This window comes from Amycolatopsis sp. cmx-11-12, assembly GCF_046269425.1.
GTDB lineage: Bacteria > Actinomycetota > Actinomycetes > Mycobacteriales > Pseudonocardiaceae > Amycolatopsis.
Genome location: NZ_JADNQM010000005.1, coordinates 23,004 through 40,649 on the forward strand (window position 1 = coordinate 23,004; position 17,646 = coordinate 40,649).

The 17,646-nt window shown below is 68.2% G+C and carries 12 protein-coding genes; 8 read left to right on the plus strand and 4 right to left on the minus strand.

The window, feature by feature from the left end; all coding sequences use genetic code 11:
- Positions 1-233 precede the first annotated feature (233 nt).
- Positions 234-6,605 (plus strand): hypothetical protein, encoded by a 6,372-nt coding sequence (locus ACLARN_RS08500; RefSeq protein ID WP_409490756.1) that lies wholly within the window; start codon positions 234-236, stop codon positions 6,603-6,605.
- A gap of 49 nt (positions 6,606-6,654) precedes the next feature.
- Here ACLARN_RS08500 and ACLARN_RS08505 read toward each other — a convergent pair whose 3' ends face one another.
- Entirely contained in the window at positions 6,655-7,071 is a 417-nt protein-coding gene (locus ACLARN_RS08505) for a RidA family protein (protein WP_409490757.1), read from the minus strand.
- Between the two features lie 110 nt (positions 7,072-7,181).
- On the opposite strand from ACLARN_RS08505, the gene ACLARN_RS08510 reads away from it, so the two are divergent.
- Positions 7,182-7,850, plus strand: coding sequence for a maleylpyruvate isomerase family mycothiol-dependent enzyme (locus ACLARN_RS08510; protein WP_409490758.1), 669 nt, complete (start codon positions 7,182-7,184; stop codon positions 7,848-7,850).
- 3 nt (positions 7,851-7,853) lie between these two features.
- On the opposite strand, the gene ACLARN_RS08515 is transcribed toward ACLARN_RS08510, so the two are convergent.
- On the minus strand, positions 7,854-8,180 hold the full coding sequence (locus tag ACLARN_RS08515) for a rhodanese-like domain-containing protein (protein WP_409490759.1): 327 nt from the start codon (positions 8,178-8,180) through the stop codon (positions 7,854-7,856).
- An 82-nt stretch (positions 8,181-8,262) separates the two neighbouring features.
- Here ACLARN_RS08515 and ACLARN_RS08520 point away from each other — a divergent pair, with 82 nt between their 5' ends.
- The 4 genes from ACLARN_RS08520 to ACLARN_RS08535 all read left to right on the plus strand — a co-directional run bounded on the left by ACLARN_RS08520 (position 8,263) and on the right by ACLARN_RS08535 (position 12,879).
- Positions 8,263-8,838: a helix-turn-helix domain-containing protein gene (locus ACLARN_RS08520; protein WP_409491012.1), complete on the plus strand. Its 576-nt coding sequence runs from the start codon at positions 8,263-8,265 to the stop codon at positions 8,836-8,838.
- A 30-nt stretch (positions 8,839-8,868) separates the two neighbouring features.
- Entirely contained in the window at positions 8,869-9,261 is a 393-nt protein-coding gene (locus tag ACLARN_RS08525) for a hypothetical protein (protein ID WP_409490760.1), read from the plus strand.
- 58 nt (positions 9,262-9,319) lie between these two features.
- The gene (gene secD, locus ACLARN_RS08530) at positions 9,320-11,599 is read left to right on the plus strand and encodes a protein translocase subunit SecD (RefSeq protein ID WP_409490761.1); all 2,280 of its coding nucleotides are present in this window, start codon (positions 9,320-9,322) and stop codon (positions 11,597-11,599) included.
- A 92-nt stretch (positions 11,600-11,691) separates the two neighbouring features.
- On the plus strand, positions 11,692-12,879 hold the full coding sequence (locus ACLARN_RS08535) for a cation:proton antiporter (RefSeq protein WP_409490762.1): 1,188 nt from the start codon (positions 11,692-11,694) through the stop codon (positions 12,877-12,879).
- Between the two features lie 118 nt (positions 12,880-12,997).
- Here the strand turns inward: ACLARN_RS08535 and ACLARN_RS08540 are convergent, their stop codons facing one another.
- Both ACLARN_RS08540 and ACLARN_RS08545 read right to left on the minus strand, forming a co-directional pair.
- Positions 12,998-13,312, minus strand: a complete 315-nt coding sequence (locus ACLARN_RS08540) for a hypothetical protein (RefSeq protein ID WP_409490763.1) — start codon at positions 13,310-13,312, stop codon at positions 12,998-13,000.
- Between the two features lie 138 nt (positions 13,313-13,450).
- A complete protein-coding gene (locus ACLARN_RS08545; protein ID WP_409490764.1) occupies positions 13,451-14,749 on the minus strand; it encodes a hypothetical protein in 1,299 nt (432 codons plus the stop codon).
- A 275-nt stretch (positions 14,750-15,024) separates the two neighbouring features.
- Between ACLARN_RS08545 and ACLARN_RS08550 the strand changes: the two genes are divergently transcribed.
- Together ACLARN_RS08550 and ACLARN_RS08555 are read left to right on the plus strand one after the other, a co-directional pair.
- Complete coding sequence (locus ACLARN_RS08550; protein WP_409490765.1) at positions 15,025-16,008, plus strand: LysR substrate-binding domain-containing protein; 984 nt, start codon at positions 15,025-15,027, stop codon at positions 16,006-16,008.
- A gap of 134 nt (positions 16,009-16,142) precedes the next feature.
- Positions 16,143-17,474, plus strand: coding sequence for an alpha-lytic protease prodomain-containing protein (locus ACLARN_RS08555; RefSeq protein ID WP_409490766.1), 1,332 nt, complete (start codon positions 16,143-16,145; stop codon positions 17,472-17,474).
- Positions 17,475-17,646 lie beyond the last annotated feature (172 nt).

A 17,646-nucleotide genomic window follows, 5' to 3' on the forward strand; every position in this document is an offset into this window, starting at 1 on the left:
AGTTTTCGCGGGAAAACACCACCCTCGATGCTTGCGGTCCGTTGTGGACGATTCTCCGGGCTTTCATCACCCGTCCGGGGGTTTCCAGGCCACTCAACGGGTTCTATCCAGGGGACACCGCCGATCCCGGTTGCCGTCCATGATCTTCGCGACACAGGATGACGTCGATCGGGCTCGCTGTCCCCGTCGTCCTGACCTGGGCCGATGGAAGCGAGGGGTGAGGCGGAGGCGGCATGGCGGTACGTCGTGGGCGAAATCGGTGGCGCCGGGGCATAGCGCTGCTCGCGGTGGTCGCCGTGGCCCTCCTGATGGGTGCCCCGCTGCCCGCCAGTGCCCAGACCCAGCCGCGCGGAGCGGGCACCGAACGGCCGATCGGGCCGGAGCCGGTGTACAACGGGCTGGCGCACGGCGGGATCGCGATGGCCGCCAACTCCGTTGTGCAATGCGGTTTCGGCGTCGTTTGTGACGGCTCCGCGAGCAACGCGAGCCCGGTGTCCTGGATCAAGACCGATCCGGCCGCGCCCGGCAACACCGCCTCCGCGGCGAACCTGAGCATTCCGGCCGGCGCGAAGGTGCTCAACGCCCGGTTGTACTGGCAGTTCAACCCGGTCGCCTCCGCCGGGACCTCCGGTGACGGCTCGATCGGCAACCAGGTCTCGATGAAGACCCCCGGGTCGACCTCCTACCAGCGGATCACGGCCGACACCTACGACTATTTCCCCGCGCTGACGACGTCCGGTTTCCCGACCCCGTACGCCTACGGTGGCGCGGCCGACGTCACCGCCGCGGTGGCCAGGGCCGGGGTGGGCCAGTACACGGTCGCCGACATCCAGGCCTGCCAGGGCCAGTCGATCAGCGGGACCAACCTCGGCTGCTGGGGCGGCTGGTCGCTCGTGGTGGCGTACGAACTGCCCAGTGCGCCGCTGCGTTACCTGCAGGTCTGGGACGGTCTTCAGCGAGTCGCGGGCGGTGGCACGCCGGTCTCGGCGACCATCGAACTGAGCGGCATCAAGGCCCCGACCTCCCGTCAGCCGAACGTCGAACTCGGCATCGTGGCCGGTGACGGTGACGCGCCCATCTCCGGTGACTACCTCCAGGTCGGCCCGAACTCCTCCAGCCTTCAGGACATCCCTCTGCCCGGCCCCGCCGGCACGGTGACGAACAACGCCTTCACCAGCCGTATCGACAAGGTGTCGTCGAGCGGCTCGGGATCGAACGTGACCACGCGTGATCCGAACCCGCTGAACAACGTCGGGTACGACGCCCGCAGCATCGACATCACCGGCAAGGTCCCCGCGGGCACGTCCGCACTCGACGTGAAGCTCGGTACCACCGGCGACGCGATCTACTCGCAGGTGGTCTGGCTCGTCACGGACGCGCTCGAGCCGGACTTGCAGATCACCAAGGCCAACGATCCGGTCGGCAACACGAACGACAACCCGCCCGGGTACGTCACCAAGGGCGGCGAGGTCACCTACACCTTCGACGTCACCAACAAACACGCTGACGGCTCCGTCAACGACCTCGACACCGCGACGAACGTGGTGCTCACCGACACCCTGCCGGACGGCGTGACCTTCGTGGCCGGGTCCAATCCGGACTGTTCGGCCGCCGGGCAGGTGGTCACCTGCCGGGTGCGGAATCTGCCGCCCGGCCAGTCGCAGAAGGTCGTCTTCAAGGTCAAGGTCGGTGCGACGGTGCCGGACGGCACCAAACTCGACAACACCGGCAAGCTGACTTTCCGCGGACAGGACACCGGCCGCCCGCAGGAACGCACTTCGAACACGGTGCGGAACACGGTCGCCTCGCCGGGATATCAGCTGACGAAGTCGGTCGACCTCGCGGAGGCGATCCCGGGGGACACCCTGACCTACCAGGTGACCGTGCGGAACACCGGTGTGATCCCGGTTCCCGCCCTCACCGTTCGCGACACCTTGCCGCCGGGCACGACCTACGTGTCGTCCGCTCCTTCGAAGGGAACGGCGTCGGGCACCGGCCCGATCGACTGGGCGGTGAACGGCCTCGCCGTCGGGGAGACCGCGACGCTGACGGTGCGGGTGAAGGTCGAAGAGGCCGCGATCGGCAAGGAACTGGTGAACCGGGCGACCGTCCCGACCGGACCGCCGCCGGTCGTCCCGCCCGACAACCGCTGTCCGGACGATCCCGCCGCGGCTTGCGCGAAGACCAAGGTGCCGCCGCCCGCGTACACGGTGACCAAGACCGCGGACAAGGAGTCCGCGAACCCCGGTGACACCGTCCGCTACACGGTCAAGGTCGCCAACACCGGACGGGTGACCGCGGCGGGCCTGAAGGTCGTCGACGACCTGACCGGGGTTTTGGACGACGCGGTCTACCAGAACGACGCCACCGCGTCACCGGGCTCGGTGTCCTATGCGGAGCCGAAACTGACCTGGACCGGAACGCTCGCCGCAGGGGCAAGCGCCGAGTTCAGCTACACGGTCAAGGTGAAGAATCCCAACACCGGGGACAACCTGCTCAAGAACGTCGTGACGTCGGAGACGCCGGGTGGCAACTGTCCGCCGGGTTCGACGGATCCGAAGTGCACCACGACGACGCCGGTGTCGGGCTTACTGATCGAGAAGTCCGTGGACAAGCAGTCGGCGAATCCCGGTGACGTCGTCAAGTACACCGTGACAGTGCGGAATACCGGTCAGACGAAGTTGACGGGTGCGACGTTCACCGATGACCTGAGCCAGGTTTTGGACGACGCGGACTATCAGAATGACGGTGCCGCGACGATCGGTGGTGTTTCGTTCGCGGCGCCGAAGCTGACCTGGACCGGTGACCTCGGCGTCGGTGAGACGTCCACGGTGACCTACACGGTCAAGGTGAAGAAGCCGAACACCGGCGACAACCGGCTGAAGAACACGGTGTCGTCGGAGACGCCGGGTGGTAACTGTCCGCCGGGTTCGACGGATCCGAAGTGCGGGACGACGACGCCGGTTTCCGGTTTGCTGATCGAGAAGTCCGTGGACAAGCAGTCGGCGAATCCCGGTGACGTCGTCAAGTACACCGTGACAGTGCGGAACACTGGTCAGACGAAGTTGACGGGTGCGACGTTCACCGATGACCTGACGCAGGTTCTCGATGACGCGGACTATCAGAACGATGGTGCCGCGACGATCGGTGGTGTTTCGTTCGCGATACCGAAACTGACCTGGACCGGCGACCTGGACGTCGGGCAGACGTCGACCGTGACGTACACGGTGAAGGTGAAGAACCCGAACCCTGGCGACAAGAAGTTGTCCAATGTGGTCACTTCGGACACGCCGGGTGGCAACTGTCCGCCGGGTTCGACGGATCCGAAGTGCGGGACCACGACTCCGGTGTCGGGCTTGACGATCGAGAAGGTTGTCGACAAGCAGTCGGCGAACCCCGGTGACGTCGTCAAATACACCGTGACCGTCACGAACACCGGCCAGACGAAGCTGACGGGTGCGACGTTCACGGACGACCTGACTCAGGTCTTGGACGACGCCGTCTATCAGAACGACGGTGCGGCGACGATCGGCGCGGTGTCCTATGTGGAACCGAAGCTGACCTGGACCGGCGACCTCGACATCGGCCAGGCGTCCACGGTCACTTACACGGTGAAGGTGAAGAACCCCAACACGGGGGACAACCGGCTCAAGAACGCGGTCAGTTCCGAGACCCCGGGCGGGAACTGTCCGCCGGGTTCGACGGATCCGAAGTGTGGGACCACGACTCCGGTGTCGGGCTTGACGATCGAGAAGGTTGTCGACAAGCAGTCGGCGAACCCCGGTGACGTCGTCAAATACACCGTGACCGTCACGAACACCGGCCAGACTAAGCTGACGGGTGCGACGTTCACGGACGACCTGACTCAGGTCTTGGACGACGCCGTCTATCAGAACGACGGTGCGGCGACGATCGGTGCGGTGTCCTACGCGGCACCCAAGCTGACTTGGACGGGCGACCTCGAAATCGGAGGGGCCTCGACCGTCACTTACACGGTGAAGGTGAAGAACCCCAGCACCGGAGACAAGAAGCTCGTCAACACGGTCAGTTCCGAGACGCCAGGCGGGAACTGTCCGCCGGGTTCGACGGATCCGAAGTGCACCACGACGACTCCGGTGTCGGGCTTGCTGATCGAGAAGTCCGTGGACAAGCAGTCGGCCAACCCGGGCGACGTCGTCAAGTACACGGTGACCGTGCAGAACACCGGGCAGACCAAGCTGACAGCAGCGACGTTCACCGATGACCTGACCCAGGTTCTCGATGACGCCGACTATCAGAACGATGGTGCCGCCACGATCGGCGCAGTGTCCTTCGCGGCGCCGAAGCTGACCTGGACCGGCGACCTCGGCGTCGGTGACACGGCCAAGGTGACGTACACGGTCAAGGTGAAGAACCCGAACACCGGGGACAACCGGCTCAAGAACACGGTGTCGTCGGAGACGCCGGGCGGCAACTGTCCGCCGGGCTCCACGGATCCGGCCTGTGGCACGGACACCCCGGTGTCGGGCCTCAAGATCGAGAAGGCGGTCGACAAGCAGTCGGCGAACCCGGGCGACGTCGTGAAGTACACGGTGACCGTCACCAACACCGGGCAGACCAAGCTGACCGGCGCGACGTTCACCGATGACCTGACCCAGGTTCTCGATGACGCCGATTACCAGAACGACGGCGCGGCCACGATCGGCGCGGTGTCCTATGCGGAACCGAAGCTGACCTGGACCGGCGACCTGGAGATCGGTGGTACGTCCACGATCACGTACACGGTCAAGGTGAAGAACCCGGGCGACGGCGACAAGAAGCTCGTCAACACGGTCACCTCCGAGACGCCGGGCGGCAACTGCCCGCCGGGTTCCACCGACCCGAAGTGCGGGACGACGACCCCGGTTTCCGGACTACTCATCAAGAAGGTCGCCGACAAGAAGTCGGTCGACCCCGGTGACACGGTGAAGTACACGATCACCGTCACCAACACCGGGCAGACCAAACAGGACGGTGCGGCGTTCACCGACGACATGACCGAGGTCCTGGATGACGCCGACTATCAGAACGACGGCGCGGCGACGATCGGTGGCGTCACCTACGCGGCACCGAAACTGAGCTGGACCGGTTCGCTCGACATCGGGCAGACGTCGACCATCACCTACACGGTGAAGATCAAGAACCCGAATACCGGCGACAAGAAACTGTCCAATGTGGTCACGTCGGACACCCCGGGCAACAACTGCCCGCCGGATTCGACCGACCCGAACTGTGTCGCGGACGTGCCGTCGCGGGAACTGACGGTGAAGAAGACCGCGGACAAGCAGACCGCGAACCCGGGCGACGTCGTCACCTACACCGTCACCGTCGCCAACACCGGCAAGGTCGATCTGGTCGGTGAGGACGCCGCGCGCGTCACGGACGACCTGTCCGAGGTGCTCGACGACGCCGACTACCGGGACGACGCCGCCTCGGTGCCGGTCGTCGGGACGTTCGTCTTCACCACGCCGAACCTGGTGTGGACCGGCGATCTCCCGGTGGGGGCGTCGATCACGCTGAAGTACTCGGTGAAGGTGAAGAGCCCGGTCACGGGCGACCACGAACTGCGGAACACCGTCAGCACCAACACCCCGGGCACCTGCCCGCCGCAGTCCGACGACCCGGCCTGTTCGACCAGCACTCCGGTACCCGGCATCACGCTGGAGAAGAAGGCGGACAAGGCGACGGTGAACCCGGGTGACGTCGTGAAGTACACGGTCACGGTCCGCAACACGGGCAAGACCAAACTGACCGGCGCGACCTTCACCGACGACCTCACCAAGGTCCTCGACGACGCCGAGTTCCAGAAGGACGGCACGGCGACGATCGGCGAGGTGACCTACGCGGAACCGAAGCTGACCTGGACCGGTGATCTGGAGATCGGGCAGACGGCGACGGTCACCTACAGCGTGAAGGTGACCAAGACCGACGGTGACGGCAAGCTGATCAACGCGATCACTTCCGACACCCCCGGCGGAAACTGCCCGCCGGGCAGCAAGGATCCGAAGTGCGGCACGACGACGCCGTTGTCCAGCCTGAAGATCAAGAAGACGGTCGACAAGACGGAGGCCAAGCCCGGCGAGGTCGTCACGTTCACCGTCACGGTGGAGAACACCGGACAGGCCACAGTGGACGATGCGAAGTTCACCGATGACCTGACCCAGGTGCTCGACGACGCCACCTTCGACGGCACGGCGAAGGCCAGCATCGGAACGGTGACCTATTCCGCGCCGAAGCTCACCTGGAAGGGCAAGCTCGAGCCGGGGGAGAAGGCCACCGTCACCTACGCCGTCACCGTGCGGAAGCCGGCGATCGGTGACCACCGCCTCCGCAACGCCGTCACCTCGGACAACCCCGGTGTCAACTGCCCGCCGGGCTCGGCGAACCCCGATTGCGGCACCGACACCCGGGTGCCGCCGGACCCGGAGCCGCCGGTGAAGCCGGACCCGCAGCCGCCGGTCACCCCGCGTCCGCCCGGCCTGGCCGTCACCGGTTCGCCGGTGAAGACGATGACGGTGCTGGCGCTGGGGATGCTGGCCATCGGCGCGCTGCTGCTCCTCGCGGGACGGAGGCGCCGGGAGTCCTAGTGCCTAGTGCGGGCCCGGCGACATCAAGACGGTGAGGGCCGTTCCATCGTCACGGGACGAGCTTAGGCACCGCGACCAGCGCTTCGACCTCGACGACGAGTTCCGGGCGGGCCAGCGCAGCCACGACGATCAGCGACTGCGCTGGCCAGTCCGCTTCGGGATACCAGCGGGTGAAAGCCTCGCGGGAGGCGGTGCGGAAGCCGTCGAGGTGTTCGGTGCCGGACAGCATGCTGAAGACCTTGACCAGGTTCCCCGGTCCCGCGCCCGCGGCTTCGAGCAGCCGTTCGAGGTTCGCGAACACCGCCCGCGTCTGGGACTCGGCGTCGGGCCCGGCGAGGTCCCCGCCGCGAAGGACGCCGACCTGGCCGGACACGACGACCAGTTCGTGGTCGGCCGGGACATGGGCCAGATGGCTGTAGGGCCCGATGGGGGCGGCCACCGCCTCCGGGTTCCAGCGCCGGATCATCGGCTCTCCTCGTGCGCGGGGGACGGATCCGCGTTCCGAAAGTATCGGCGACCGATGATTCCGGACCGCGACGGGAGTCTCTTCCTGAGAACGACTGGAGGGAGTCCGAGATGACGAACACGGGACCGCGAGCGCGCGGCCGCGCCGCGACCGGGGTCTGGCCGCTGATCCACACCGAGCGGGCGGCATTGGCGAACGACCTGATCGGGCTCACCGAACCGCGGTGGGAGACGCCGTCGCTGTGCACCGGGTTGACCGTGCGCGAAGTGCTGGCGCATCTCACCGCGGGGGCGAGTCTCACGCCCGCGCGCTGGCTGGCGGGGGTGCTCCGCTGCCGGTTCGATTTCGACAAGCAGGTCGCGATGCGACTGGCCGAACATCTGGGGGCGGACGGCGCCGAGACGCTGGAGCGGTTCCGCCGAGCCGTCAAGAGCACGACGAAACCGCCGCTCCCCGCCATCGCGATGCTCGGTGAGGTGATCGTGCACGGCGAGGACATCCGCCGCCCGCTCGGTCTCCGCCGTGACCATCCAATCGCCGTCCTCACCTCCCTGGCCGGCTACTACCAGGGTGCCGATCTGGTGGTGATGGCGAAGGGACGCATCGGCGGGCTCCGGCTCGAAGCGACCGACGGCCCCTTCGCCGTCGGATCCGGGCAGCTCGTCTCGGGCACGACCCTGGCGCTGATCATGGCCATGACCGGACGAGCGGCCTATCTGGACGAGCTCCGCGGTGACGGGGTCGCGATCCTGCGGCGGCGCGTTCCCGCTCCGGAGTGAGGATCAGTTCTGCTCAAGCGGGAGGCCGGCGTCGGCCCAGTCCTCGATGCCCTCCCGGTATTTGCGGACGTCGGTGTAGCCCAGCGCGGTGAGCCGGTCGGCGACCTGTCCGCTGTTGGGGCAGGCGGGGTTCGAGCAGTAGGTGACGATCGTCGCGCCGCGATCGGGCAGCACGGTGGCGGCCCGGGCGTCGACGTCCGCGAGGACGAGAGGGACGGCGCCAGGCAGATGCTGCTTGGCGTAGTACTCGCCACCCAGCGCGTCGACCACCGTCACGGTCTTCGCGTCGATCGCGGCCTTCAGTTCGTCACGGGTGATGAGTGCGGTCATGTCGCTACCTCCGAGCTAATCGGACTATAGTCCGTATGTGTCCCACGACCGTAACGGACCGAAGTCCGCTTTCGCAACGCCGCTGGAACTGCTGCGCACGCCGCCACCCAAGGAGCGCGCGGACGCCGCCCGAAACCGGGCCGCGATCCTGGACGCGGCCGCGTCGCTGTTCGCCGAGCAGGGTGTCGACGCGGTCTCCATGGACCAGGTGGCGGCGGCCGCGAATGTGGGCAAGGGGACGCTGTTCCGCCGCTTCGGCGACAAAGCCGGACTGGCCGCCGCGTTGCTGGACGCGCGGGAACGCGTGCTCCAGGAAGGGATCCTGCACGGACCGCCACCGCTGGGGCCCGGGGCGCCGCCGTCCGAGCGGCTCTTGGCCTTTGCCGATGCCTACGTCGACTACGTGCTCAAGCATCTGCCGCTGGTGCGGATGTCGGAGACCGCGGCACCGGGGGCGCGCTACCGCATCGGCGCCTACCGGTTCTGGCACCGGCACGTCGCGATCCTGCTCGACGGCACCCCCGACCCCGAGCATGCCGCGCACGCCCTCTTGGCCCCGCTGGCGGCCGAACACGTGACCGCGCTGCTGCCGGAACTGGGGGAGGCCCGCCTTCGCGCCGGCATCGCGCGACTGTGGCGGGGCGCCGGAGCCAAGTAGGGTGTCGGCGAGAACTCCGGGAGTGTGTCGATGACGGTGGAGAGCCGGACGTACCGGCCTGCCAGGCAGGCCGTGCTGGTGCTGCTCGCCGCCGTGCTGACCGCGCTCGGCCTGTTCTTCGCGCTTCACTCGGGTGATTCCGCTTCGGCGGACGACTCGCGTGGGGCGAACGCGATGGTCGACTCCTCGGTCTCCAAGGCCGTGGCACCGGTGCGCGCCATGGGCAGGCTCGCCGCCGAGCCTTCGCTCCTGGGTGTGCACGGTCACGGTGACCTGCCTCTCTTCGGCACCGTCCCGCACGGGCCAGGGTCGACGACGTTGCTCCGGCTCGGTGAACTCCACGCCGACGTCACTCCTCTCTCCCGCGCGGCGCACCGCCTCGCGCTGGGGGATCGCGCTCCTCCTTTCCCGGTAGCCGTCTGAAGCTCACGGGCGCGCCTTCCGTGCGCCCGAACCGGGAAAACATCGAGGAGAAACCGTCGTGCCGCGCGAAACCGCGCGGCGAGGCATGACCGGGCGAGCCGTCGTCTCGCTGGTCGTCCTCGCCGCGACCGTGTACCTGTTGCTGACCACCGCCCCGCGCCTGGGGCTCGATCTGCGTGGTGGCACGCAGATCGTGCTGGAGACCAAGGACTCGCCGACCGCCACCGCCGGGCCGGAGACCACCGACCGGACGCTCGAGGTGCTGCGCCGCCGGGTCGACGCGCTGGGCGTCGCCGAACCCATGCTCGCCCGCTCCGGGGACAACCGGATCATCGTCGAACTGCCCGGCGTGCGGGATCCGCAGGAGGCCGTCGAAGTGATCGGCCGCACCGCGCAACTGTCCTTCCATCCGGTGCTCGGAGCTTCCGCCGAAGCATCGCAGGGAAGCCGCGTGTTGCCCGACGAGAGCGGGCAGTCGATCACCCTCGGGCCCGCGGCGCTGACCGGGGAAGGCGTCGACAAGGCAAACTCGACGATCGATTCGCAGGGCGGCGGCTGGCTCGTTTCCGTTGACTTCAAAGGGGATTCCGGTCGTGCCTGGGAGAAGCTGACCGGGCAGGCCGCCTGTTCCCCGCCCGGCGATCCGACCCGGCGGGTGGCGATCGCGCTCGACGACAAGGTGATCTCGTCGCCACAGGTGAGCCCGCAGGTCGCCTGCGGAGTCGGGATCGTCGGCGGGAGCACGCAGATCACCGGGCGGTTCTCCCCGGACGAGGCGAAGGATCTGGCGTTGCTGATCAACGCCGGCGCGCTGCCGACGCCGGTCGAGATCATCGAGCAGCGCACGGTCGGCCCCACCCTCGGCGCCGCCGCGATCGACGCCAGCGCCCGCGCCGCCGTGATCGGCCTGGCGCTGACCGCGCTGTTCCTGCTGGCGGTGTACCGGCTGGCCGGATTGATCGCCGTCGGCGCGCTGGTCGCGTACGCCGCCGTGTCCTACGCCGCCCTGCTCGCCGTCGGCGCGACGCTGACCTTGCCAGGGCTCGCCGGGTTCGTCCTGGCCATCGGCATGGCCGTCGACGCCACCGTGCTCGTCTTCGAACGGGCGAGAGAAGAACACTCGGTCAAACGAGGAGGCACGCTGTCCCGATCGGTCAGCCGCGGGTTCAGCGGGGCGTTGTCGGCGATCGTCGATTCGAACGTGACCACCCTGCTCGCCGCGGGGTTGCTGTTCTGGCTGGCGTCCGGCCCGGTGCGCGGGTTCGGGGTGACGCTGTCCATCGGGGTGATCGTCGCCCTGTTCATCTCGCTCGTGCTCACGCGCTGGCTGCTGCACCTCACGATGCGGGGAGTGGTCGCGCGTAAACCGCGGCTTTCCGGGCTCACGCACGAAGGCCGGGTCCGCCAGTGGGTGAACCGCCGCGACCCGGCGTTCCTCGGCGAACCCCAGCGCTGGCTGATGGTGGCCGGGGCGGTCGTCATCGCCGCGATCGCGGGACTCTTCGTGGCGGGGCCGAATCTCGGCGTCGAGTTCACCGGCGGCCGGGTGATCGAATACAGCACTTCGGCGTCCGCCGACGTCGAACAGGTCCGGGACGCGGTGTCCGACGCCGGATTCCCGCGCGCCGTCGTGCAGATGTCCGGCGAGAAGGACATCGCGGTGCGCACCGAGCCCATCGACGAGGCCGCCACCGAACGGATCCGGGCCGCGGTCGCCGGGGTCACGGGTGACGCCACCGAGATCCGCGACGAACAGATCGGCCCGAGCCTCGGCGCCGAACTGCGCACCAAGGCGGTCATCGCGCTCGGCCTCGCCGTACTGGCGCAGCTGATCTATCTCGCGGTGCGGTTCGACTGGCGGCTCGGCCTCGCCACGGTGGCGGCGCTCGCCCAGGATGTCCTGATCATCCTCGGGATCTTCGCCTGGCTGGGCAAGTCCATGGACGGCGTCTTCCTCGCCGCGCTGCTGACGGTGATCGGCTATTCGGTCAACGACTCGGTGGTGGTCTTCGACCGGGTCCGGGAAGTGCGGGGGCTGCGCCGCAAGGAACCGTTCGCCCGCGTCGTCGGCACGGCGGTACTGCAAACGTTGCCCCGGACGATCAACACCGGCATCGGGGTGCTGTTCGTGCTCGGCGCGCTGCTGTTCCTCGGGGACGGTTCGCTGGCCGACTTCGCCCTCGCGCTCCTGCTCGGTCTCATCGCGGGCACAGTGTCCACTGTGGCCACAGCGGGGCCCGTGGCCATCCTGCTCGACCGGCGGTGGCCGGGAGCCGGACGTCCGGTCAGGAAGCCGTCGCGGACACGGGAGCGCGAAGACAACGGCGCGGTGGTGTGATCGGCGTTCCTTTGTGGACCGTCGCGCTCCGCCCGGCCTCTATGCTCGTTCCCGGTGGCAGGGGAGTCCACCGGGAACGAGGGGTGGGGTAGATGATCCAGAGTGTGCTCGTCGGCGCGGTCGTCGTGCTGGCTTGGACGATGACGGCGGCACGGCTGGAGCGGTGGCAGATCACCGCGCCGATGGCGATGGTCGTGGCGGGGCTGGCGATCGGGTTCAGCACCCGCAACGACCTCGGCAACGGGCTCAACACCGAGATCGCCCTCAACGCCGCGGAACTGATCCTCGCGCTGTTGCTGTTCGTGGACGCCACCGCGGTCAAGGGCGGCTACCTCGGTCACGACGGCAAGACCGCGGTCCGGCTGCTGCTGATCGCGCTGCCGCTGACGATCCTGATCGTCATGGGCGCCGGCCTGCTGGCGCTGCCGGGTCTCGGGTGGCCGGTGGTGCTGCTGATCGCCTGCATCATCGCCCCCACGGATTTCGCGCCGGCGACGTCGGTGGTGCACGACGTCCGGGTGCCCGAACGTGTACGGCATCTGCTGAACGTCGAAAGCGGCTACAACGACGGCGTCGTCGCCCCGGTGTTCATCTTCGCGCTCACCCTCGCGGGGAGCAATCACCAGGCGAACACGCCGGGTGAGGCGTTGCAGGCCGCGATCCCCGCGGCGCTGCTGGCCGTGCTGGCGGGCTCCGTGATCGGCGCGGTGGCCGCGGTGGCGATGAACGTGACAGGCAAGCACGGCTGGTCGACACGGCATTCCGCGCGGGTGGCGGCGGTCGCGTTGCCGCTGCTGACCTACACCGCCGCCGTCGCGATCGGCGGCAACGGCTTCGTCGCCGCGTTCATCTGCGGAATCGCCTACAAGACCGCCCGGCACCCGAGCGAAGACGAACTCGGGCTGGCCGAAGACGTCAGTTCGCTGTGCGGGCTGCTGATGTGGTTCGTCTTCGGCAGCACCGCGGTGCTGGTGCTGTCCTTCGGCCTCACTTGGGGCGTGGTGATCGTCAGCGTCGTCGCACTGACCGTCGCACGGCTGATCCCGGTGCTGCTCACCCTGCTGCGGACGGATTTCCGGTGGCGGGACCGGATGACCGTCGGCCTGCTGGCGCCGCGTGGCGCGGCGTCGATCGTGTTCGGGTTGCTGGCCTACAACTCACTCGACGGGGACGCGGCGGACATCGCGTTGAGCGTCATGGCGGTCACGGTGCTGGCGAGTGTGCTCGCGCATGGCGTGGGAGCGTCGGCGTTCTTGAACCGCAAGTCGAAGACTTCGTGACGAGGTAGGAACCTGAGTCCGAAGTTCGTGTCGTGAGCACGCGAGTGCCGGGTTTGATCCAGATTCCCGCTGGACGCACGAACCTCCGGCGCGGGGCACTGGTCGATTCCGAGCCGCCTCAGCCGCTCATCGCCTTCCTGATCGCCTCTTCGAGCACCTTCACGTTCTTGGAGTCCATCCCGCCATAGGTGAAGGTGTTCATGTCCACCTTGTCGGCGTACATGGGCACGTCCTCGACGACAGCCTTGGACGCGCCAGGCACCTCGAAGACGAGCTTCCCCGGCTTGAACGCCGTCGGCGGAATGTTCTTGAGGCCGCTGATCTTCCCGACGCTGAACGTGTGCTTTCGGTCGCCGAGTCCTTTGACGGCGGCCTTGATCGTGATCGTCCGGCCGCTGAAACTGATGGATCGACGTCTGGCGTGGATGTACACGAACCCTCCCCTGGGCGCGGAAAAAGGCACTCTATGAGAGAGGCGGAGCGCTGACGGGCGCTCGTTCCCGAACCGTTATCGCGCGTGACGGTGAGCGCCGGGCGGTCAACATCCGGTGTCGGCACCTCGAAACCGCCATCAGTCCCTGTCGTCCGGGCTCAGGTCGTACGGTTCGGCGCTGTCCCACAACGCCTCCGCCTCGCCGAGGAAGGTCCGGTAAGCCGCGCCGTCCCCGGGTTGCAGGACGAACTTCGGCTCGCCCGCCGCCTGGTAGGTGTAGTACTCGGCGAACAGTGCCGAGCCGGTGGCGATGACCCCGACGGCGATGGGATGGGTGACGAGCCGGACGGAGAGATCGCCGCCGGTCGAGCGCCTCAGCTCGGCGAGCACCCGCAGCGTGTGGAGAACGCGTTCCCTGGCGCTTTCCGGTGAGCGGACGGCGTAGTAGCGGGACGCGGCCGTGTCGATCGCGGGCGAGTGCGGGTCGATCAGCACGAACCGGATCCGCGCCTCGGCGCTCAGCCGTTCTTCCAGCTTGCCGTAGTTGTTGTTCACCAGGGTGTTGCGGGCCATCCCGGTGACGAGCAGTTCGCCCGCGTCGCCGATCGCCTCGGTGAGTTCGGGGCCGAAGCCCTCGCTGAAGACCGGACGGCGTGCCCGCGCGACCTGATCCGCGGGGGACAGCGGCCAGGGTGTGCCGTCTTCCCACAACCGTTCCGCCTCGTCGGCGAAGTACTGGAACCAGGGAGCGTCCTTCGGTTCCACTGTGAACACGGGCGCCGCTTCTCCGGACGGCCGGTGTTCGTAGTGCTGCACGCAGATCAGGCCCCGTTTGCTCGCCATGTCGAGACAGTTGAAGCCCGCGGACGAGATCCGTGACGACACCCGGATCTCCAGTCTGCCGCTCGTCCTGCTCCTCAGCGACGTCAGTTCGTCGAGGGTGGTCATGATCCGTTGCCGCATCCGTCCCTGACCGTGGCTTCGCGAGATCCGGCGGTCCGCGACGTCGACGATCGCTTCGTCGGTCGGGTCCAGCACGAGTACCCGGATCCGTCCGCCCGCTTCGAGGATCGACCGGATGTCGCTGCGCATGCCCTGCACGGTCCTGGTCATCGAGTGGCCGATGAGCAGGATGTCGAAGGCCGCCGCGCGCCGGGAGATGAGATCCGCGGGGAACTGCGGTTCGAAGAACGCCGCCGGGCCGCCCCGGTTCGAGTCCCGGACCTGTTCGGTCAGCCGTCGCGAGCGGATCTGTGAAAAGGCGAGCAGGGCCAGCAGCGCCGTCACCACGGAAGAAAGCGTTTTGACGTCCGAGATCCCGGTCGCGCCCAGGACGGTGAATGCCAGCGCGACAGTGCCGAGTACGTACAGATCCAGGTTGTCGTCGGTGATCACCCGAGTCAGCGACCGCCGGATCCGCCCACGCTCGTCCGCCACGAAACCCCCTCGTCGTCATCGGCTCCGAGGTGGACCGTATCGGTCGAGTGCCCCTCTCGTCCGGGATTCCTTCACGTTCACGGGATCCGATACCGAATTCCTGACATCGATGGCATTTCACGGCCGCCGGACCGTTTCCGCGTGTTAGTGCCTGGTCAGGACCCCTGGCGGGCACCAGAAACCCCTCCCGGGTACCGCCGGTGCCGGAACGACGCGAAGCCATTCGGAGCATTTCTTCACTTGGTCCAGTCCAGTTACCGCTCTAACGTAGAGGGATGGAGCTGGAACTGCGCCACCTGCGCATCATGTGCGCCATCGCCGAACTCGGGAGTATCACCAAAGCGGCGAACACGCTCGGAATGGCGCAGCCCGCTTTGACCGCACAACTGAAGCGCATCGAACGGACGCTCGGCGGGAAGCTCTTCCTCCGCGATCACACGGGGACTCGGCCGACCGCGCTAGGCCTCCTTGTCCTCGACCGGGCCAAGATGGTGCTCCCCGCCGTGTCGTCCCTGCACGACGAGGCGGCACGCCTCGCCCAGCACGCCGGCACCGCCGAACCGGTGACCTTGCGACTCGGCTCGGCGACGGGACCGATGCTCGGGGCGCTCCTGCAGCGACTCGGCACCACCCATCCCGACATCCATGTCGCCACGCATACCTCGTGGTCGGCCAACAAACTCGCGGACATGACCGTCGAGGGGGCGCTGGACTTCGCCTTCGTCGGCGTCTGCGGTGACGCCGGGCCGCCGCCGGAGCCCGGCGTCCGGTGGCGGACGCTCGCGCATCATCCGGTGTTCGTGCTGATGTCGGCGCGCGACGAACGTGCCCAGCACGACGAGGTGGAACTCGGCGCACTGGCGGACGAACGGTGGTGCGCCACGCCGGGGGACGGATGCTTCGGCGACTGTTTCGCGTCCGCGTGCGCCCGGTCGGGGTTCACGCCGCGTTCGCTGTACGAGACCGATGTGCTGACCTGTATCGAGATGGTCGAATCGGGACACGCGGTGGTGCTGTGCCAGCCGCTGTTCCACGAGATCCCGGGGATCGTCGCCGTCCCGATCGCGGGGAATCCGCTGAGCTGGCGAAATCTCGTCGGCTGGTCGGAGCGAGGGGAGATGGGGCCGTTCGCCGCGGAGATGATCGCCCTGTCCCGCGCGGTGTACGGCGAACTGATCGACCGGCGGCCGACCTACTCGAAGTACCTCGAGTTGAACCCGGGTTACGGTGTCGACTACACGGACGCGGGGGTACGCTGACCTGCGCCGAGTCCGGTAATAGGTCCAGTCCACTGGGGTGGGTATGACCTAAATGGTATGTACCTTTTGCGTGAGGCGCCTCGTACGGTCGGGGACGAGATCCCCTTCCGGTACGTCTTGAGGAAGCGCCTGAAATGAACCGTAAGATCGTAGCGGCCGCCGCGGCGGCCATCACCGGCGCCGGCCTGGTCACGGCCATCGCGCTGACACCGAGCGCCAGCGCCGGCCAGACCGTCTCGGCGGCCGACCAGGTCCAGTCGGAGATCGTCGCCGCCTTGTCGCGCGACCTGAAGATCAGTCCGGATCAGGCAAAGACCCGCCTCGCCGGTGAGCAGACGGCGGCCCGCGCCGACAGCGCCCTCAAGAGCAGACTCGGTTCGTCCTACGCGGGATCGTGGCTGGACGCGGCCGGGACCACGCTGACCGTCGCGGTCACCGACGCCGCGCTGGAGAGCGCCGTCCGCGAGGCGGGCGCGACCCCCAAGATCGTCGCGCGGAGTGCCGCCCAGCTCGACGCGGCGAAGCTCTCGTTGGACGCCAAGGGAACCAGCGCGCCGAAGTCCGTGCCCGGCTGGTACGTCGACGCCGCCACCAACTCGATCGTCGTACTCGCCAACGCCGGCACCGAGGCCGCCGCGAAGTCGTGGGCCACCGCCTCCGGCGTGCGGGCCGACGCGGTGCGGGTCGAGGCCAGCACCGAGAGCCCGGTCCCGCTGATCGACGTCATCGGCGGCAACGCCTACACGTTCGGTTCGGGCCGCTGCTCGATCGGTTTCTCGGTCGAGGGCGGCTTCGTGACCGCCGGGCACTGCGGCACCACCGGCACGCGGACCTCGAACCCGAGCGGGAGCGTCGCGGGCTCCAGCTTCCCCGGCAACGACTACGGATGGGTCCGCGTGGACGCGGGCAACACCCCGCGTCCGCTGGTGAACCGCTACCCGGGCACCGTGCCGGTGGCGGGCTCGCAGGAGGCCGCGATCGGCGCTTCGGTCTGCCGCTCCGGTTCCACGACCGGCTGGCGCTGCGGCACCATCCAGCAGAAGAACGCCTCGGTGAACTACCCGCAGGGCACCGTTTCCGGTCTCACCCGGACCAACGCCTGCGCCGAGCCGGGAGACTCCGGTGGTTCGTGGCTCGCGGGCGACCAGGCGCAGGGCGTCACCTCCGGCGGTTCCGGCAATTGCAGTTCGGGCGGCACATTCTACTTCCAGCCGATCTCGGAGATCCTGAGCGTCTACAACCTGCGGCTGGTGACCTCCGGCTCGAACCCGCCGTCCAGCACCACCACGACGCCGACCGGTCCGACGACGTCGAACCCGCCCACCGGAACCTGGGCGGCCGGTACCACCTACGCCGTGGGCGCGACGGTCACCTACAACGGCGCTTCGTACCGGGCCTTGCAGGGCCACACTGCTCAGGCCGGCTGGGAGCCGCCGAACGTCCCCGCCCTTTGGGCGCGCTCCTGACCGCCTAGCCGTCCGGGCCACACGCAGGGGTGCGCCCGGGCCCGACCGCCCCCGACGTCGTCCGTGCGTCGGGGGCGGTCCCTTTTCGGGGGACTGAAGGGGACTTTCCCCGCGTGGCATGCGGGGATGGCGTCCTTCGCGTCGCGAAGCTATTGAGGGGTAAGGCAACGGT